15 protein-coding genes are annotated in these 17,490 nt (G+C 64.2%); 5 read left to right on the top strand and 10 right to left on the bottom strand.

What is annotated here, in order from left to right:
• Positions 1–8: 8 nt before the first annotated feature.
• From EY713_RS20710 to EY713_RS20695, 4 genes are all read right to left on the bottom strand, one after another.
• Positions 9–962 (bottom strand): LysR substrate-binding domain-containing protein, encoded by a 954-nt coding sequence (locus EY713_RS20710; RefSeq protein ID WP_165491210.1) that lies wholly within the window; start codon positions 960–962, stop codon positions 9–11.
• Positions 963–966: 4 nt separating this feature from the next.
• Positions 967–2,106, bottom strand: a complete 1,140-nt coding sequence (locus EY713_RS20705) for a mandelate racemase/muconate lactonizing enzyme family protein (protein ID WP_131118760.1) — start codon at positions 2,104–2,106, stop codon at positions 967–969.
• A 50-nt stretch (positions 2,107–2,156) separates the two neighbouring features.
• Complete coding sequence (locus tag EY713_RS20700; RefSeq protein WP_131118758.1) at positions 2,157–3,659, bottom strand: aldehyde dehydrogenase; 1,503 nt, start codon at positions 3,657–3,659, stop codon at positions 2,157–2,159.
• Between the two features lie 73 nt (positions 3,660–3,732).
• Positions 3,733–4,887: an iron-containing alcohol dehydrogenase gene (locus tag EY713_RS20695; protein ID WP_131118756.1), complete on the bottom strand. Its 1,155-nt coding sequence runs from the start codon at positions 4,885–4,887 to the stop codon at positions 3,733–3,735.
• A gap of 271 nt (positions 4,888–5,158) precedes the next feature.
• Between EY713_RS20695 and EY713_RS20690 the strand changes: the two genes are divergently transcribed.
• On the top strand, positions 5,159–5,845 hold the full coding sequence (locus EY713_RS20690; RefSeq protein WP_131118754.1) for a hypothetical protein: 687 nt from the start codon (positions 5,159–5,161) through the stop codon (positions 5,843–5,845).
• Positions 5,846–5,863: 18 nt separating this feature from the next.
• On the opposite strand, the gene EY713_RS20685 is transcribed toward EY713_RS20690, so the two are convergent.
• The gene (locus EY713_RS20685) at positions 5,864–6,919 is read right to left on the bottom strand and encodes a hypothetical protein (protein ID WP_245572817.1); all 1,056 of its coding nucleotides are present in this window, start codon (positions 6,917–6,919) and stop codon (positions 5,864–5,866) included.
• Between the two features lie 6 nt (positions 6,920–6,925).
• Between EY713_RS20685 and EY713_RS23260 the strand changes: the two genes are divergently transcribed.
• Both EY713_RS23260 and cckA read left to right on the top strand, forming a co-directional pair.
• Positions 6,926–7,210, top strand: coding sequence for a hypothetical protein (locus EY713_RS23260; protein WP_245572816.1), 285 nt, complete (start codon positions 6,926–6,928; stop codon positions 7,208–7,210).
• 104 nt (positions 7,211–7,314) lie between these two features.
• Entirely contained in the window at positions 7,315–9,855 is a 2,541-nt protein-coding gene (gene cckA / locus EY713_RS20680) for a cell cycle histidine kinase CckA (RefSeq protein WP_131118751.1), read from the top strand.
• Between the two features lie 12 nt (positions 9,856–9,867).
• Here cckA and EY713_RS20675 read toward each other — a convergent pair whose 3' ends face one another.
• The gene (locus tag EY713_RS20675; protein WP_131118749.1) at positions 9,868–10,419 is read right to left on the bottom strand and encodes an RBBP9/YdeN family alpha/beta hydrolase; all 552 of its coding nucleotides are present in this window, start codon (positions 10,417–10,419) and stop codon (positions 9,868–9,870) included.
• Between the two features lie 62 nt (positions 10,420–10,481).
• Between EY713_RS20675 and EY713_RS20670 the strand changes: the two genes are divergently transcribed.
• The gene (locus tag EY713_RS20670) at positions 10,482–10,811 is read left to right on the top strand and encodes a hypothetical protein (protein WP_131118747.1); all 330 of its coding nucleotides are present in this window, start codon (positions 10,482–10,484) and stop codon (positions 10,809–10,811) included.
• Between the two features lie 19 nt (positions 10,812–10,830).
• Here EY713_RS20670 and EY713_RS20665 read toward each other — a convergent pair whose 3' ends face one another.
• A complete protein-coding gene (locus EY713_RS20665) occupies positions 10,831–11,658 on the bottom strand; it encodes an RNA methyltransferase (protein ID WP_131118746.1) in 828 nt (275 codons plus the stop codon).
• A 218-nt stretch (positions 11,659–11,876) separates the two neighbouring features.
• Here EY713_RS20665 and EY713_RS20660 point away from each other — a divergent pair, with 218 nt between their 5' ends.
• On the top strand, positions 11,877–13,091 hold the full coding sequence (locus EY713_RS20660; RefSeq protein WP_131118745.1) for an NADP-dependent isocitrate dehydrogenase: 1,215 nt from the start codon (positions 11,877–11,879) through the stop codon (positions 13,089–13,091).
• Positions 13,092–13,170: 79 nt separating this feature from the next.
• Here the strand turns inward: EY713_RS20660 and EY713_RS20655 are convergent, their stop codons facing one another.
• The 3 genes from EY713_RS20655 to alaS all read right to left on the bottom strand — a co-directional run bounded on the left by EY713_RS20655 (position 13,171) and on the right by alaS (position 17,399).
• Positions 13,171–13,353, bottom strand: a complete 183-nt coding sequence (locus tag EY713_RS20655) for a DUF1328 domain-containing protein (RefSeq protein ID WP_131120030.1) — start codon at positions 13,351–13,353, stop codon at positions 13,171–13,173.
• Positions 13,354–13,527: 174 nt separating this feature from the next.
• Positions 13,528–14,721 carry a cyclic nucleotide-gated ion channel gene (locus EY713_RS20650; RefSeq protein WP_131118743.1) on the bottom strand — a complete coding sequence of 398 codons (1,194 nt, stop codon included), beginning with the start codon at positions 14,719–14,721 and terminating at the stop codon, positions 13,528–13,530.
• Positions 14,718–17,399, bottom strand: coding sequence for an alanine--tRNA ligase (gene alaS, locus EY713_RS20645; protein WP_131118741.1), 2,682 nt, complete (start codon positions 17,397–17,399; stop codon positions 14,718–14,720). The genes EY713_RS20650 and alaS overlap by 4 nt, the downstream gene beginning before the upstream one ends.
• Between the last annotated feature and the right edge of the window lie 91 nt (positions 17,400–17,490).

Genomic DNA, 17,490 nt, shown 5'->3' with positions numbered 1-17,490 from the left:
CGAGTTGGTCAGGCCGGCGGAGAGGCTGCGTTTTCGAGAGCCGAAAAGCGGCGGATCAGCCAGGATCGAAACAGCGCCACGGCTTCGTTGTCGAGGTCCTCGGGCGATGTCGTGAGATAATAGCCATAGCCATTCGCGAGCCGGAGATCGAAGGGCTGCACGAGCCGGCCCGCCGCGATCTCGTCACGGAACAACAAGGGATCGACGAGCGCGAGACCGTCGCCCGAGAGAGCATATTGGGCCGCGAGTTGCGCCGTATCGAACACGAGGCCGCGTCCGACCGGCAGATCCGGCCGACCGATCGAGCGGGTGAACAACTCCCACATGTGATGACGCGGTCGGTCGTCGAGCTTCACGTGGAGCAGATCGCCACCGGCCACGAAGTCGGCGATGTCCGGCGTTCCGGATGGCAACATGGCGGGGCTGCAAAGGATCGTCAGCCGCTCCATCCACAATAAATCGAGGATGTTGTCGGTGACGCGCGGCTCCGAATAGACGATCGCGAGATCGACTTCGCCCTCCGCTTCGCCGGCCGGCTTCGACACGATCTCGAGAGCGAGTTCGGGTCGCTCGGCGCGGAAATCCCGCAAGATCGGGATGGCCAACTGATGCGCGAAGGTCGGTGGCAACGAGACACGCAAACCACGCTTCGGCGTGCCGCGCTCGGCCACGATCTCGCCGAGCGCCTGATCGATGCGGTCGAAACTTTTGGTGACGACCGGGAGCAGATGACGCCCGGCGTCGGTCAGAGCGAGTTGCTGCGGCCGCCGCTCGAAAAGCGCCGTTCCGAGGAACTTCTCGAGCACGATCACGTGACGGCTGACCGCGCTCTGCGCCACGGTCAGACTGTTGGCGGCCGAGGTGAAGCTGAGATGCTGGCCTGCCGCCTCAAACGCGCGTAGCGCGTTCAACGGCAGCCACTGCCGATCCATGTTGCGCTTGCTGCCAGGACGCGCCTTCACGCCGTCAACCGATCCTGGTCTTGGCGAGAAGATCTTCTGCCGGCTCATACCCCATGCCGGGCCGCTCCGAGAGCTGCACGGTGCCATCGCTGTTGGCGCGGAGCGGCTCAGCCATCATAAAGTCGCGCCGCTCAAGGCTCCATTCGGGCGGATCATAGGGGAATTCGAGCCAAGGGGCGTCGGCAACGCCCGCGGTTAGATGCGCATTGGCGACCACGCCCATGCCATTCGTCCACGTATGCGGCGTGAACGTCAGATTATGCTCTTGCGCCATATACGCGATGCGGCGCAGTCCGGTGATGCCGCCGACCAGCGCCGCGTCGGGTTGCAGGATATCGAGCGCGCCATCGGCGATGAGATCGCGGAATTCGTAGAGTTCGCGCGTCATCTCGCCGCCGGCGATGCGGATATCGACCGTATCGCGCAGGCGGCGCATTCCCTCGCGATCGCCGCGATGCAGCGGCTCTTCCATCCAATAAACGCCGAGCCGCTCGAGTTCGCGCGCCACCGGAACCGCATCTTTGAGGGTCCAGGACGGATAAGCGTCCCAGGACATGCGCCAACCCTGGTTGCAATCCACCATCAGGTCGAGCTTGTCACCGACGCGGGCCCGAACGGCCTCGAGAGCCTTGACGTCCTTGCGCCAGTCACCGCGGTGAAACCTGATTTTCAAGGCAGGAAAGCCCTGGCCGAGATAGCTTTCAGCCGCATCGGCGAGCGCCTCGGGCGACCGAAGGGTGCCGGAGGACGCATAGAGCCGGACGCTGCCGGACAGGCCGCCGAGCAACCGCCATACGGGTTGGCCCGTGATCTTGCCGGCCAGATCCCACAAGGCGAGATCGAGCGGCCAGGGGCGCCCCCAGTGGAACTGGATGTTGTTCAGAACCCGCCAATGGCGTTCGATCGCGAGCGCGTCCTGGCCGACGAACAGATGCTCGTGTCCCGCGAAGCCCAGCATCGCGTCGCCCGAGGCGATGCCGGTCAATCCCGCGTCGGTGTGGACCCTGACGATAGTGGCGTCGAAGGCTGTGCGAGGTTGCGTGTCCCAGCTCGCATTGAACGGCGGATCGAGAGGCAACCGATGGTGACTGATCTCGATGGCCGTGATCTTGACCGCATCGGCAAGAGAGTCGTCAGGGGACATGAGCCTCACGCAACAAATGGGACGGTCGGGACGGATCGCATGGATATCGCTCAGCTATAGGCGGTCCAAACCGTCTTGAAGTCCATGTATTTTTCGACCGCATGGACGGAGCGATCGCGGCCGAAGCCGGACTGTTTGAACCCGCCGAAGGGCGTCGCCAGCGAGGATTTGTCGAAGGCGTTGATCCACACCGTTCCGGCCTTGATGGCGGACGAGAAACGATGCGCCGCGTTCATGTTCTGCGTCCAGACGGCGGCCGCCAGACCATAAATCGAGTCGTTGGCGCCGTGCAGCGCTTCGGCCTCGGTGTCGAAGGGGATGACGACCAGCACAGGACCAAAGATTTCCTCCTGCGCGATCCGCATGTCGCTGCGGGCGTCGTCGAGGATCGTCGCATCGACGTAATAGCCGCCGGTCTCACGCCTGACCCGGGTTCCGCCGCAGGTGACGGTCGCGCCTTCGCTGCGGGCCAGATCGACGTAGCCGAGCACACGTTCCATGTGCTTTTCCTCGATCAACGCGCCCATCTGGGCCGCTGGGTCGAGCGGATCGCCAAGCCCGATCTGCTCGCGCTGCACGGTTTGGATCTTCTCGACCAGGGCCTTGTGGACGGAGCGATGCACCAGCACGCGCGACCCCGCATGGCAGGTTTCGCCCTGATTATAGAAGATGCCCCAGGCAATGCCGGAAGCGGCCGCATCGAGATCGGCGTCGGCCAACACCACATGCGGGCTCTTGCCGCCGCATTCGAGCGACACCCGTTTCATGTTGCTGTCGGCGGCGTAGCGCAGCATCAGCTTGCCGACCTCGGTCGATCCGGTGAACGTCACCATGTCAACATCGGGGTGGAGCCCAAGCGGCTTGCCGGCGCTTTCGCCGAAGCCAGGAACGACGTTGAACACGCCGTCGGGAAGGCCGGCCTGCTTGGCCAAACCAGCCAGCATGATCGCACTGAGCGGCGACTGCTCGGCCGGCTTCAGCACAACCGAGTTACCAGCCACGAGAGCCGGCGCCAGCTTCCAGGCCGAGATGATGAGCGGGTAGTTCCACGGCACGATCGCGGCGACGACACCGAGCGGTTCGCGGCGCAGGATCGCGAGATCCTTCGGCCCGACGGGGGCGACCTCATCCATCATCTTGTCGGCGAGTTCGGCATAATATTGCACGCAATCGGCGCAGGACGGCACGTCGACCGCGAGCGAATTGCCGATCACCTTGCCGACGTCGAGCGTCTCCAGCAGCGCCAGCAGATCCAGGTTCTCGCGGATCAGTTCGGCAAAGCGCAGCATCACCTTCTTCTTGGCGGCAGGCGGCTGATCGCGCCAGACTCCCGTCTCGAATGACCGGCGTGCCGCCGCGACGGCGCGATCGACGTCTGCTTGGTCGCAATCCGCCACGGAGGCGATCACCCGGCCATCGATGGGCGAGCGCCGTTCAAATGTCTTGCCCGACAAGGACGCCACATAGGCGCCGTCGATGAATGCGCGACCCTCGATGCGGAGTGCGCGGGCGCGGGCCTCCCAGCCGGATTTCGAGGTGGGGCGATCGAGCATGATGGTGTCCTTATGTCCTCGAGCGCGCCCGTGCTGGCTCACGCTCCCGTGCGACGCGACGCGAATAATGGGCTTAGCGGAGAGCCAGCACGGCTTGGGCGATCGCGAGCAGATCCGCCGGGGAACTCTCGCGAACCGTCGACCGGATCATCGGTGCATTCTCGGGCCGCACCATCTGGGCCGCCAGCGCTTCGGGCGTGATCCCGGTGAAGTCGTCGCTGACCGCGATCCGCAATCCCGTGCGCCGCACCAGATCCCCGTAAGCATCGATGAAGCCTTGCGCGGTGGGCTCCGCCCCCATCGCGGCCGCGCAGGCGGCGAAGCGCCCGTCGGGATCGTTCGAGACGACCCAGGGCAGGGAGGCCAGCATGGCAACACCGACCGCGCGACCGTGATGCATGGGACGCAGCGACGCCATCGCATGGCCGATCGCATGCGCGATGGCGGTGCCGCAATTGTCGATGGCGGTGCCGGCCAGGGCCGCAGCACGCTGAACGCCCTCGCGGGCCACGAGATTGGTCGGATCCTTGACGGCGGTTTCGAGATGGATCGCAACGAGCCGGATCGCCTCGTGGGCGTAAAGATCGTTCCCCGCATGCGCGTTGCGGTTGGTCGCCGCCTCGACGGCATGGACGAGGGCATCGATGCCGGTCGCTGCCGTCAGTTGGGCCGGCAGGCTGACGGTGAGTTCAGGGTCGAGGATCGCGTGGTCGGCCTTGAGTTCGTCACCCCAGAACCAGAGTTTGGCGCCGTCCGGCGCCGACAGGATCGCGGTCCGTGTCGTCTCCGACCCGGTGCCCGAGGTCGTCGGCATGCAGATGATCTTGAGGCGGCCTGCCGGAAGCGGCGCCGCGCAGAGCGCGTAGGTTTCGGCCGGCGCATCGGCGCCCGCGATGACCGCGACGGCTTTGCCAAGATCCAGCGCCGAGCCGCCGCCGAGTGCCACCATCAATTTGGCGCCGCTCGACCGCGCGACCTTGGCGGCCGCGTCAGCCTGCGCGATCGTCGGATCGCTTTTGATGTCGGAAAAGACGATGACCGGGAAACCGGCCGCCACCAGAAGACCTTCGAGTTCGGCCGTCATGCCGGTCGCGGCAAGACCCGGATCGGCGACGAGCAGCACGGGCGATCCTGGTGCCACCAAGCTCGCGGCCAAATCGCCGATCTGCTTTCGCGCTCCCGCTCCGATCGTCATCGCAGGCACTTGGGCAAGCTGGTGGACGCTCATGATCGGCTCGATTGCGGGGTTTGGGGCGCACCGATGAGGCGGTTACGCCGGGGAATGTCGAGCCGCAGGATGGCCGACCGCCGAGGCGGCCCCAACAACGATTTGAAGATGCGGTAGCCTCAAAATTCGCTGCGATCAGGAGAGGCTCATCACGCCGCCGAGGAATTCCGCCCGAATTGGTCGGCATGATCGTGGTGAATGACGCATTGACGGTTGTTCGAGTCGCCAGCACCGTCGCGGTTCAACAGAACCGTTTCACCAGGATGCCTTCATGGCACTGCGAACCCCGAATGACGATGACGATGGGACGAGCCACCCCAGTCCCGACTTTCGGGCAGCGGTGCGACGTGCGCGCGTCGAAGAGGCGGAGCGAGCCGACGTCGTCTCCGACCTGCGTGGGGCCGAACTGGCGCGGCTGGAACTCCTGCTCGACGCGCTCGAACCCGTCCTTGCGCAATTTCCGGCGGACGTCGATCTCTTCGATGTGGGCCTGACGCAAGGACTCCGTCCGCGGCTTTTCATCGATATGATCGCTTTCGTCGACATGGGGCACGACAAGCGACACTACCGCTTCGTGCAGGATACCCGGCACGGGCGTGTCATTCTGGCGACCAGTGACGGTGTCGACGCCACTGTCGAGGCCATTATGGATTATATGGCGAGGCGGCTCGTCGATCGAGAAAAAGCACTCGCGTCGGCCGCGATGCCGCCCCGGCCGAACGAAGGCCCGATGCCCCATAACGAAGGCCTGTCGCCCCAATTGGACGCGACGCCCCCATTGACTGCCGAGCCATCCAGCCCTCGGCCGCGACAGAGGCGGCCGCGCCGGCGATGGTTATCCTGGCTGGTCGGAGTCGTGATCGATTATCTCGGTCTGATCGCGCTTTGCGTGATCGTGTGGTTCGTCATCCGCGCCATCGGCCAGCATTGGCAAGATTGGATGCCGCCGCCGCGATGATGCCACCGTGAAACCGGCTCAGCCCTTGTCGGACTGATTGCTCGGACGGCCAAGCAGCTTCGCCATTTCCTCCTCGAGCGACTCGAGGGTGTCCAGCGTTGTCGGCAGAGGGGCCTGCCGGGGTTGCTCCGCCGCGACAGGCGGGACGGCGACCGGAACCGACGGTGCGGGGGGAAGAACGGCTGGAGCGGGAGCCGGCTGTGGTGTCGGTGGGGCCACCTGCACGGGTTCGGGTGCTTGCGGCGCGCGCGGCATTGGCGGTGGGTTCGGCTGAATCGCGGGGGCGTTCGGCATGTCGGCGGCATCGACCGGCCCGACGGGGGTGGCCGGCGGCGGCGGGTCGCGCCGCAACGAGGCAGCCGACGTCCCGCGCGATAGCGGTGTCGTCGAGGCAGGACGAGGGCCGGTTGAGAGCGGCCTCGGCGCGGCACCGGGCGCCGGACGAAACGCCGCGAAAGCGGGGCGAGTCGCCGGAGCGGCTGGCGGCGTGGCCGTGCCGGACGGCTCGGCGGACGTCGGCGTGGGAGCCGCGTCGATCGGAGCCGACGCGCTGGGCGGGGCGGCGATCGGCGCCGATGAGGTGGGGCGGGGCGGGAAAGCGGGCGTTCGGACCGGCTGTGCGGCCGATCGGCTGACAGCCTGCTGCAGGATCTCGCTCGGGCTGGGAGGAACCGACTTCGGGCCGGTCGCAAGCTCTGGTCGGTTCTGCTGGCGCTCGACTTGGCCAGCGTCGATGCTCGGTGCGCGGGACGGTGCAGGCATCGGCGGTTGCGGCGGAGCCTGTTCGGGCCGCAGGTCGCGCGACGAGAGGCTTGGTTCGGCGCGGCCGGCTTGATCGATATCGGACGCGTTGGACATCTGCGCCTCAAAGCTGGGCGCTTGGCTTTGAGTTGGAATGCCGGGTGCGCCCGGCGCGGTTGCATTGAACAAAGGCGGCTGTTGCAGCCCGGTTCCCATCGGAGCGAGAGGCGACGTCGAACCCGACTCCTTCTCGCGACCGCCCGGAAGCGAGACGCCGGGCTGACCTCGGACGATCGAGGTTTCGATCACGATATCGTTCGGGCCGCCGATCATCAGCAGATGCTCGACATTATCCCGTCGGACCAGAACCAACTGCCTTTGTCGATCGAGATCGAAGGCGTCGACCACGCCGAGGCGAGGCTGGCGGGTGCGACCGCCCCCCGCCATGTGCAACCGACGTCCAAACAGAAGCCGGTAAAGAAATATCAGGATCAGGATGATAACAACGATCGCGACGAGGACGACCGCAATGGCGGCTCCTTTGTTATCCGTGAAAAACGCGCCAAAAGACTGCATAAGATCGTCTGCCTCTCGACACCAAACGCCGCTAGTGTTGAATTGTAACACAAACCGGCTTCGGCGCTCCAACAAGGTTAATCAATGGTTAACGCGGTCGCCTCGCGCTCCCGGTGCATGGTTCGGGGGCTCCCTTCGGTCGGGTTGGTTCCATGAGTGACGTTCCCGCCGCCGTGGACCGCACCGAGCGCACCGGAAGCCCGGTCCTCGTCGTCATCTTGGCTCTGTTCCTTGTGGCCGCCGCGGCGTCCTACTCGATTCTCCCCCAGGATCAGGCTGGTCGTCTCACGTTGGGCCTCCTGGCCTTGTTGGCTCTCATCGGCCTGATGGCGCTGTTTTTCTACGCGGTCGGCTTCCTGCAAGTCGCCGGACATGCGGCTCCCAATGACATTACCAAGCTGATCGCGGATACCAATGCCGAAGGCTTGCTGGTGACCGAGGGCGAAAACCGGATCGTCTACGCCAACGAGACCTACATGCTTCTGTCGGGTGCGAGCGACGCCGCCGACCTCCGCACCGTTGCGCGCTTGTTCTCCGGCCCGCCGGAAGTCTCCGAGGCCGTCTATCGTTTGGCGCAAGCGGCGCGTGACGGCAAGCGCCTCACCGAGGAAATGCGGCTCTCTCCGGCCCTAACCGGCGAGGGCGCGGTCGGCTGGTATCGGGTGCGCGTGCGCCCGATCACGCGGCCGGGCAACAAGCCGGGCGTGCTGTGGACCGTGGCCGACGTGACGCGAGAGCGTGAACGACACGAGAACGTCTTCCAGGAACTCCAACACGCGATCGACTATCTCGATCATGCGCCGGCCGGCTTCTTCTCGGCGGATCCGGATGGTCGCATCTCCTACATGAACGCCACGCTGGCGACCTGGCTCGACTATGATCTCGCCCAGGTTGGATCGGGCGGTCTCTGCGTCTCCGACATCGTCGCGGGCGACGGGGCGGCCATGTTGACCATGGTGGCCGGCGGACCCGGCGACGTCAAAACCGAGCAATTCGATTTCGATCTGAAAAGCCGAAGCGGACGCAGCCTGCCGGTTCGCATCCTGCACCGGATCGCCTTCGCCGAGGATGGCGCCGCCGGCCCGTCTCGGACACTGGTGATCAATCGCGCGCCGGGCGAGGAGCCGGCCGAGGATTTGCGGGCCGCCGAGGTGCGGTTCGCGCGTTTCTTCAACTCGACCCCGATGGCGATCGCCTCGCTCGACGCGCGGGGCACCATCACGCGATCCAACGCTGCCTTTGCGCGCCTCTTCGGCGACGCGCTGCGGTCCGGGAAGGGCGATTACACGGCATCGCTCTACGCTGCCATCGGCGAAACCGATCGTCCGTCGCTGCAATCCGCCGTCGCTCTCGCGGCTGCCGGGACGGGTGAAATCGCACCGGTCGACGCCAGTCTGACCGGCCCGGGCGAGCGCTCCGTGCGGTTGTTCCTGTCGGCCGGCGAGAGCCAAGGCCATGATCCAGCGCAGGATGGCGGGTCGGCCGGGGGAACCGCCAACGTTTTCGCGCTCGAGACGACCGAGCAGCGAACCCTGCAGGAAAGCTTCGTCCAAGCCCAGAAGATGCAGGCGATCGGCCAACTCGCCGGCGGCGTCGCGCATGATTTCAACAATGTGTTGACCGCGATCCTCGGCTATTCCGATCTGCTGCTGGCGAACCATCGTCCGACTGATCCGTCTTTCCAGGACATCATGCAGATCAAGCAGAACGCCAATCGCGCTGCCGGACTCGTGCGGCAATTGCTGGCCTTCTCGCGTCGCCAGACCCTCCGGCCCGAGGTTCTGCAACTCGGCGACGTGCTGGCCGAATTGCAAAACCTGATGCGCCGCCTCGTCGGCGAAAAGATCGAGATTGACGTTAAACACGGCCGCGACCTGTGGCTGGTAAAGGCCGATCTCAACCAATTCGAGCAGGTCGTGATCAATCTCGTGGTGAACGCGCGCGACGCGATGCCGGGCGGCGGCAAGATCCTGGTCCGCACCCGCAACGTGCCGATCGAGGAATGCGCCGCCTTCAACGAAAAGTCTCTCTCTCCGGCGCCTTACGTGCTGGTTGAGATCAGCGACAACGGCACCGGCATTCCGCCTGAGGTGCTGCCCAAGATTTTCGAGCCCTTCTTCACCACCAAGGAGGTCGGTAAGGGAACCGGCCTCGGGCTGTCGATGGTCTATGGAATCATCAAGCAGACCGGCGGCTACGTGTTCTGCGACAGCATCGTCGGCGAGGGCACCACCTTCCGGATCCTGCTGCCCCAACACAAAGCCGACCCTGTCGACGACACGGTGAAGAAGGAGGTCGTGAAAGCGACCGCAACCGATATGACCGGCCGCGGCACCATTCTGCTGGTGGAGGACGAAGAAGCCGTCCGCGCCTTCGGAGCACGGGCGCTCACGTCGCGCGGCTATACGGTGATCGAGGCCGGTTCGGGCGCGGAAGCCTTGCAGGTCGTCGAGGAAACCAGCACGCCTATCGATCTCATCGTCTCCGACGTCGTGATGCCCGAAATGGACGGACCGACCATGTTCGGCGAACTCCGCAAGCGCGGTGTCACCGCCAAGGTCATCTTCGTGTCCGGCTATGCGGAAGAGGCGTTTGCCAAGAACCTTCCCGAAGGCGAGGCGTTCGGCTTCCTGCCGAAGCCGTTCTCGCTCAAGCAACTCGTCGAGGCCGTCAAGACAACCATGTCGACCTGACGCCCTCGATCCTCACAACTTGTTGAGGAAGCCCGCAAAAGCCATGAGCCCCTCCGGCCAGGGGCCGTGGCCGGATTCGGAGTTGATATGACCGGCCTCGCCGGCATCAATCATCTTCGAGCCCCAGTCGAGCGCGAGGTTCTCGCTCGACGCCAAGGACGCATAAGGATCGTTGCGGCTCGCGACCAGAACCGAGGGGCAGGGGAGCGGTGCGCTCGGAAAGAGAGCGAACGCTGGATCGACCTGGGGGAGGGCCAGCAGGCGCTCCTCCTCGGGAGGCGCCACCAGAAAGGCGCCTGCGACATTCTGCACGTCGCGGCTGGTCAGCGCATCGACTGTGGCGATCACGCCGAGGCTGTGGGCGATGATGATGACCGGTCGGTCGCTGGCCACGATGGCGGCATGGACCGCCTCGGCCCAAAGAAATCGCTCCGGCGCGTCCCATGATGCCTGATCGACCCGACGCGCGGTCGGCAGTTTGGTTTGCCAGCGCGTCTGCCAATGATCCGGACCGGAGTTGCCCAATCCCGGGACCATCAGAATACTGGCATCACGGCTTCGCATTGATCTTGGCCCTCGAAAAGCAGACATGCCAAAGCCAGCGGGCGAGGCATGTTGGAGCGTAGGTGGAAGAAGCAACCTATTTCAGTGACGGCCCGTTGATGCCTCAAAAAAGGAGACTGGTCATGCGGATGGTGCCTTTATTGGTCGTTGCGTCGCTGATGTCACTTTGCCCTTATCAGATGGTGGCTGAAGCCCAGACCACCAGTCCGTCGACGCCGTCGCAATCATCGAGTGGCGGGAACACAGTTCAGTCTGCCCCGTCCGGCGGAACCGTGTCCCCACAGAAGAAGCGGATGGGCGCCGGAAAGCCATCCGTCGGTGGGACGACCCAATCCGATATGCGGGAAGAAAAAAAGAACGATAAGAAAATGACGATCTGCAAAGGTTGTTGAGCCGTCGTTCGATCGTCGTTCATTCAGGGTCAGCCCCCGGAGCCCGCTTGATCGTTCGCGGTGTATCGACTCGACGTCCGCTCACCAGACGGACGACCGCGCCACGGAGTGTCCGCACGTCCTGCTCCGTCATGGCCAGCCGATGCAGGATGTTTCGCAGGTTGCGGCGCATGACCGGTTGCTTGTCATCGGGGCGGAAGTAACCTGCCTCGGTCAACTCGGTTTCGAGATAGTTGAAGAACGCGATGACCTGATCGCGCGGCGCACGCGGAGAACGCTCGATTGGGGCCGCGGGTGCGGGCCGATCTTGCGCTTTCCGCCACTCGTAACCCATCAGCAAAACCGCCTGAGCGAGATTCAACGAGCCATAGGTGGGGCTGACCGGGAAGGTCACGATGACGTCGGCTAGGGCGACCTCGTCGTTATTGAGGCCCGTGCGCTCGGGGCCGAACAGAATGCCGTGACGCTCCTGCCGATTGATGTGCCCGTCAGCCACCTCCGCCATCGCGATGTCGGGCTCGACAAGACGCTTGCCTTGGCCGCGCTCCCGCGCCGTCGTGGCCCACAGACAATTGAGATCCGCGACCGCGTCCTGGACCGTGTCGTAGAGCTTGGCTTGGTCGAGCAACGGCGTCGCTCCGGCTGCCGCAGCTTCGGCCATGGCGCGGTATTCCTCGGCCGGGGGCCACCCTGCGCGCGGCGCGACCAGCCGAAGATCCGACAGGCCGAAATTCGCCATGGCGCGCGCGGCCGTGCCGATATTCACGGCCAATTGCGGGCGTACCAGGATGATGGCGGGGCCGCCCTCCACCATGGGTTTGGTTCGATCCGTTCCGGCCCCGACCATTCTTCTGCCTTCCAGCAATCCACGACGACGTCGCGGCTGCATGCTTGGTCGCGTCCGCGGCCGATGTTATAGCGAAACGCTGTTTCGAGGGCACGTCCGCTGACGCGAGATCTGCACGAGGATCATCCACGCCGGATACGGCTGCTGCGTCGGGATGGAAATTCCGCCCGACCCGGCCGCAACGGCATCAAGGCCAACCGTCACATGAGGCGCGTCGCATGAATAAGATCAAGGTTGCAAACCCGCTCGTCGAACTCGACGGCGACGAGATGACCCGTATCATCTGGCACACCATTCGCGACAAGCTGATCCATCCCTATCTCGATATCGACCTCGATTATTACGATCTTTCGGTCCAGCACCGCGACGAAACCTCCGACAAGGTGACGGTCGATGCAGCCGAGGCCATCAAGCGGCACGGCGCCGGCGTGAAATGCGCCACCATCACGCCGGACGAGGCGCGCGTCGCGGAATTCAAGCTGAAAGAGATGTGGCGATCGCCGAACGGCACCATCCGCAACATCCTCGGCGGCGTGATCTTCCGCGAGCCGATCATCGCCAGGAACGTGCCGCGACTGGTGCCGGGCTGGACGCAGCCGATCGTGATCGGGCGCCACGCCTACGGCGACCAATATCGCGCCACGGATTTCATCGTGCCAGGCAAGGGGCGCCTGACGATCCGTTTCGAGGGCGATGATGGCCAGGTCATCGAGAAGGAAGTTTTCAAGTTCCCCGGCGCCGGCGTCTCGCTGTCGATGTATAACCTGGACGATTCGATCCGCGACTTCGCCCGCGCCTCGCTCAATTACGGGCTCATGCGGAAATATCCGGTCTATCTGTCGACCAAGAATACGATTCTCAAGGTCTATGACGGGCGCTTCAAAGACATCTTCCAGGAGGTCTATGAAGCTGAGTTCAAGTCGAAATTCGCGACACTCGGGATCACCTACGAGCACCGCCTGATTGACGACATGGTCGCCTCGGCGATGAAGTGGTCGGGCGGCTATGTTTGGGCCTGCAAGAACTACGATGGCGATGTGCAGTCCGACACGGTGGCGCAGGGCTTCGGATCGCTCGGGTTGATGACCTCGGTTCTGATGACGCCCGATGGCAAGACCGTGGAGGCGGAAGCCGCCCACGGGACCGTGACCCGCCACTATCGCGAGCATCAGAAAGGCCGGGAGACCTCGACCAATTCGATCGCCTCGATCTTCGCCTGGACCCGCGGTTTGGAGCATCGGGCCAAGCTCGATGGCAATGCCGAGCTCTCTCGTTTCGCGACGACGCTCGAAAAGGTCTGCATCGACACGGTCGAGGCCGGCTTCATGACCAAGGATCTGGCATTGCTGGTCGGTCCCGACCAAAAATGGCTTTCGACAAGCGGCTTCCTGGACAAGATCGACAGCAACCTGAAAGTTGCCATGGCGGCCTGAACCCTGTCGGGCTGGTCGATCCGATGAAAAGCCCGGCTCGTGAGAGCCGGGCTTTGTTTTTAGACCGATGCGCGTGCGGTCATACGCCTCGTCGCATGAAGCCGAAGATCAGCGAGATCACCAGCAAAACGATCGCGACCCAGAACAACAGACGCGCACCTTCCATGGCGGTGCCGGCCAAGCCGCCAAAGCCGAAGATGCCAGCCACAAGTGCGACGACCAAAAAAATGATCGCCCAGTGCAATAGATTTCCAAAATTCATTTTACGGTCTCCCTCGACTCGCCCAAACCGTTCGCGCCCGCCGCGGCTTGGTTGAGGTGCTGCATCCACCGGTCGTGCCTCGCGGACACCGCCGGCTGCTGGAAAGGAATGCCAAGCTTTCGCTTCAGTTCCGACATCGGCGCACATTCGTTCGCCTGCGACCGGCGCGCGCGTTTAGTCAGCATCCTCGTTTTTGGCATTGTCGGCCTGCCGCTGTTCCGCGACGCCACGAATCCGCTGCGCGATCGCCGGGTTGCGGTCCATCATGACGCGGAGATCAGACGCTTCCAGCACCAGCAGCCGCGTCGTCTCGGTGGCGCGGACGGTCGCTGAGCGCTTGGAGTTTTCAAGCAAGGCTCGTTCGCCGAAGAAGTGTCCCTCGCCGAGCCTCACCGGACCATTCGGCAACTCCACTTCGACCTCACCGCTGGCGATAAGAAACATGGACCGAGCGTCCTCGCCTTGGCGAACGACGGCTGTTCCCTTCGACACCATCCTGGCATTCAGGAAACGGGTGATCTCACCGATTTCGCTGGCCGACAAGGTCGCGAAAAGCGGAATGCGCGCGATCATGCCCCAGGTGACGACGAACTCGCGACGATGGATTTCTTCGGCAAAGGCGGTCGCCACGATGCCGACCGGCAGAGCCAACATCATCAGCCCGAACACCATGGTGACGCTGGCGACCAGCCGGCCCACCACCGTGATCGGGTAGACGTCTCCATAACCCACGGTCGTCAGGGTGACGATCGCCCACCACATCGCGGCCGGGATCGAGCCGAGTTTGTCGGGCTGGGCGTCGTGTTCGGCGCTATACATGGCGGCGGCCGCGAGGATGACGAAGCCGAGAAGAATGATCGCCGACGCCAGAAGCGCCTTGCGTTCGGCCTCGAGCACCTTGGCGAGCGAGCGCATGCCCGGCGAATAGCGCGCGAGCTTGAAGAACCGCAGCAGTCGGAGCAGCAGGAAGATTTTCAGGTGGGCCGACAGGATGAGACCGGCAATGGTCGGCAGGATCGAGATTAGGTCGATGAGTGCTGGAAGCGAGCGGGCGAAGGCCCAGCGGGCCGCCCATTCACCAGATCCGGAATAGTTCGGCTCTTCGGGTGCGCTCCACAGGCGCAGGATATATTCGATCGAAAAGATCGCGACCGCGACATCTTCGATCCCGAGAAACCACGCGCCATAAGCTGCAGCGAGATCCGGCACGGTTTCCAGCACGATGCTGGCAACGCTGATCAGCACGAGGCCGATCAGCCCCCGGCGTACGATCGTCGCGGGCCAATTCTGCGTGTCCGCTTCATCGAACAGCGCATGTAGATCGAGCCGCGCCCGAAACCAAGCCGTTCGGGGCGTGGCAACGCTCACTCGGCGGCGATACGATGCGCCATCGCGTCCGACACCGCCTGCAAGGCGGCCTCTGCGGCATGGCCGTCCGGACCACCGGCCTGTGCCATGTCGGGTCGACCCCCACCGCCCTTACCGCCAAGCTTTTCGGAGGCGGCGCGAACGAGGTCGACCGCACTCAGCCGGTCCGTCAGGTCTGGCGTCACGGCGACCACGATACTGGCCTTCCCGTCGTCCGACACGCCGACGATTGCGACAACTCCCGATCCGATCGCGGTCTTGGCTTCGTCGGCCAAGCCCTTCAGATCCTTCATGTCGACGCCCGTGATGGCGCGCGCCATCAGGGTCACACCGGCAACTGACCGCATCCCATTTTTGGCGTCGCCCGAGGCTGGACCACCCATCGCAAGCCGCTTCCGAGCCTCCGCCAACTCGCGGTCCAGCTTGCGGCGATCCTCGATCAAGGCATGGAGACGCTCGGCGGCCTGCTCGGGGCTGGCCTTTAAGAGATCGGCCAAAGCGCGTGTCCGAGCCGCTTCCCGGTTCAGATGATGACGTGCGGCCTCGCCGGTGCGCGCCTCGAGCCGGCGAACGCCGGAGGCGACCGAGCTCTCACCCACCACGCTGATGAGACCGATGTCGCCTGTGCGCGCCGCATGCGTGCCGCCGCAGAGTTCGATCGAATAGGCCAGTGCGGCGTCGCCATCGGTGGCTTCGCTTCGGCCCATCGACACGACCCGGACCTCGTCGCCATATTTCTCGCCGAACAAGGCGCGCGCGCCGCTCGATCGCGCATCCTCGATCCCCATCAGGCGGGTCACGACCGGTTCGTTCTGCAGCACGATCCGATTGGCGATATCCTCGACGGCGATCAGTTCGGCATCCGTGATCGGCTTCTGGTGTGAAAAGTCGAACCGCAGCCGGTCGGGATCGACCAGCGATCCCTTTTGGGCGACATGCGGACCCAGCACGAGCCGAAGCGCTTCGTGCAGAAGATGGGTGGCCGAGTGGTTGGCGCGGATCGCTCTGCGGCGGGTATGGTCGACCACGAGATCGAGCGGCACGCCGATCGTCACCTCGCCCTCCTCGACCGTGACCGCATGAACGAAGAGGTCACCAAGCTTCTTGGTCGTGTCGGTGACCCGCAGGCGGAGCCCGGCTCCGAGCATCGTTCCCGTATCGCCAACCTGCCCGCCGGATTCGGCATAGAAGGGGGTCTGGTTGAGAATAAGGTAGCCACTCTCGCCGGTCGACAGGGACCGCACCTCGGTGCCGCCTCCCACGATGCCAGTCACGATGCCTTCGGCGCGTTCGGTCGAATAGCCGAGGAATTCCGTCGCCCCGGTTCGCTCACGCAGACCGAACCACACCGTTTCGGTGGCGGCTTCGCCTGAGCCGGTCCACGCCTTGCGGGCATCGGCCCGTTGACGCTCCATCGCGGTCGCGAAAGCCGCCTCGTCCACCGTCATGTCGCGGCCACGCAGAGCGTCTTGCGTCAGGTCCAGCGGAAAACCGAACGTGTCGTAAAGCTTGAACGCGACATCTCCCGACAGGACCGCGCCTGGCGCCAGCGACTTGGTTTCCTCGTCGAGGATCGTCAAACCACGCGCCAATGTGGTCCTGAACCGCGTCTCTTCCAGTTGCAGGATTTCGGCGATCCGCGCTTCGCCTTGCACGAGTTCGGGATAGGCCTGACCCATCTCGCGAACCAGAGCCGGGACGAGCCGCCACATCAGCGGGTCGCGCGCGCCAAGCAACTGAGCATGCCGCATGGCGCGACGCATGATGCGCCGAAGCACGTAGCCGCGCCCCTCGTTCGAGGGGTCGACGCCATCGGCGATCAGGAATGACGTGGCACGAAGATGGTCGGCGATAATCCGATGGCTCGCCTGCTGCGGGCCGTCCGGGTCGACGCCGGTCGCGGAGGCGACGGCCATGATGAGGCTTCGCATCAGATCGGTGTCGTAGTTCGATTTGACGCCTTGAAGAATGGCGGCGATCCGCTCGAGGCCCATGCCGGTGTCGATCGAGGGACGCGGCAGCGCCAGACGCTCGCCCGGGCCGACTTGCTCGAATTGCATGAACACGAGGTTCCAGAATTCTAGGAACCGGTCGCCGTCCTGATCGGCGCTCCCAGGAGGGCCGCCAAACAGGCTTTCGCCCTGGTCGTAGAAGATTTCGGAACATGGTCCGCATGGGCCGGTGTCGCCCATCGCCCAGAAATTATCCGACGAGGCGATCCGGATGATGCGGTCGTCGTGGAAACCCGCGATCTTCTTCCATAGATCGAAGGCTTCGTCGTCATCGTGGTAGACCGTGACCAGCAGTTTGTCGCGATCGAGAGCGAAATGTTTGGTGATCAAGGTCCAGGCGAGTTCGATCGCCTGCGGCTTGAAATAGTCGCCGAACGAGAAATTGCCGAGCATTTCGAAAAAGGTGTGATGCCGGGCCGTGTAGCCGACATTGTCGAGATCGTTGTGCTTGCCTCCAGCCCGGACGCATTTCTGTGCCGTCGTGGCGCGACAGTAGGGCCGCTTTTCGATGCCGGTGAAAACGTTCTTGAATTGCACCATGCCCGCATTGGTGAACATCAGCGTCGGGTCGTTGCGTGGCACGAGGGGGCTGGAGGGGACGACCTCGTGACCGTTCGCATGATAGAAATCGAGGAAGGTCGACCGGATGTCGTTGACGCTGCTCATGCCGTATGACTCGACGCTCTCACGAGAACAGCCTCGGCGGGGCGCCGATCTGTTCAGGACTAAAACTGCTGACGGAGGTGGCAACTGCCGC

The organism is Lichenihabitans psoromatis (genome assembly GCF_004323635.1).
Classification (GTDB): domain Bacteria; phylum Pseudomonadota; class Alphaproteobacteria; order Rhizobiales; family Beijerinckiaceae; genus Lichenihabitans; species Lichenihabitans psoromatis.
Note: the sequence above shows the minus strand (reverse complement) of the source record. Positions and strands in the feature narration are given on the sequence as shown.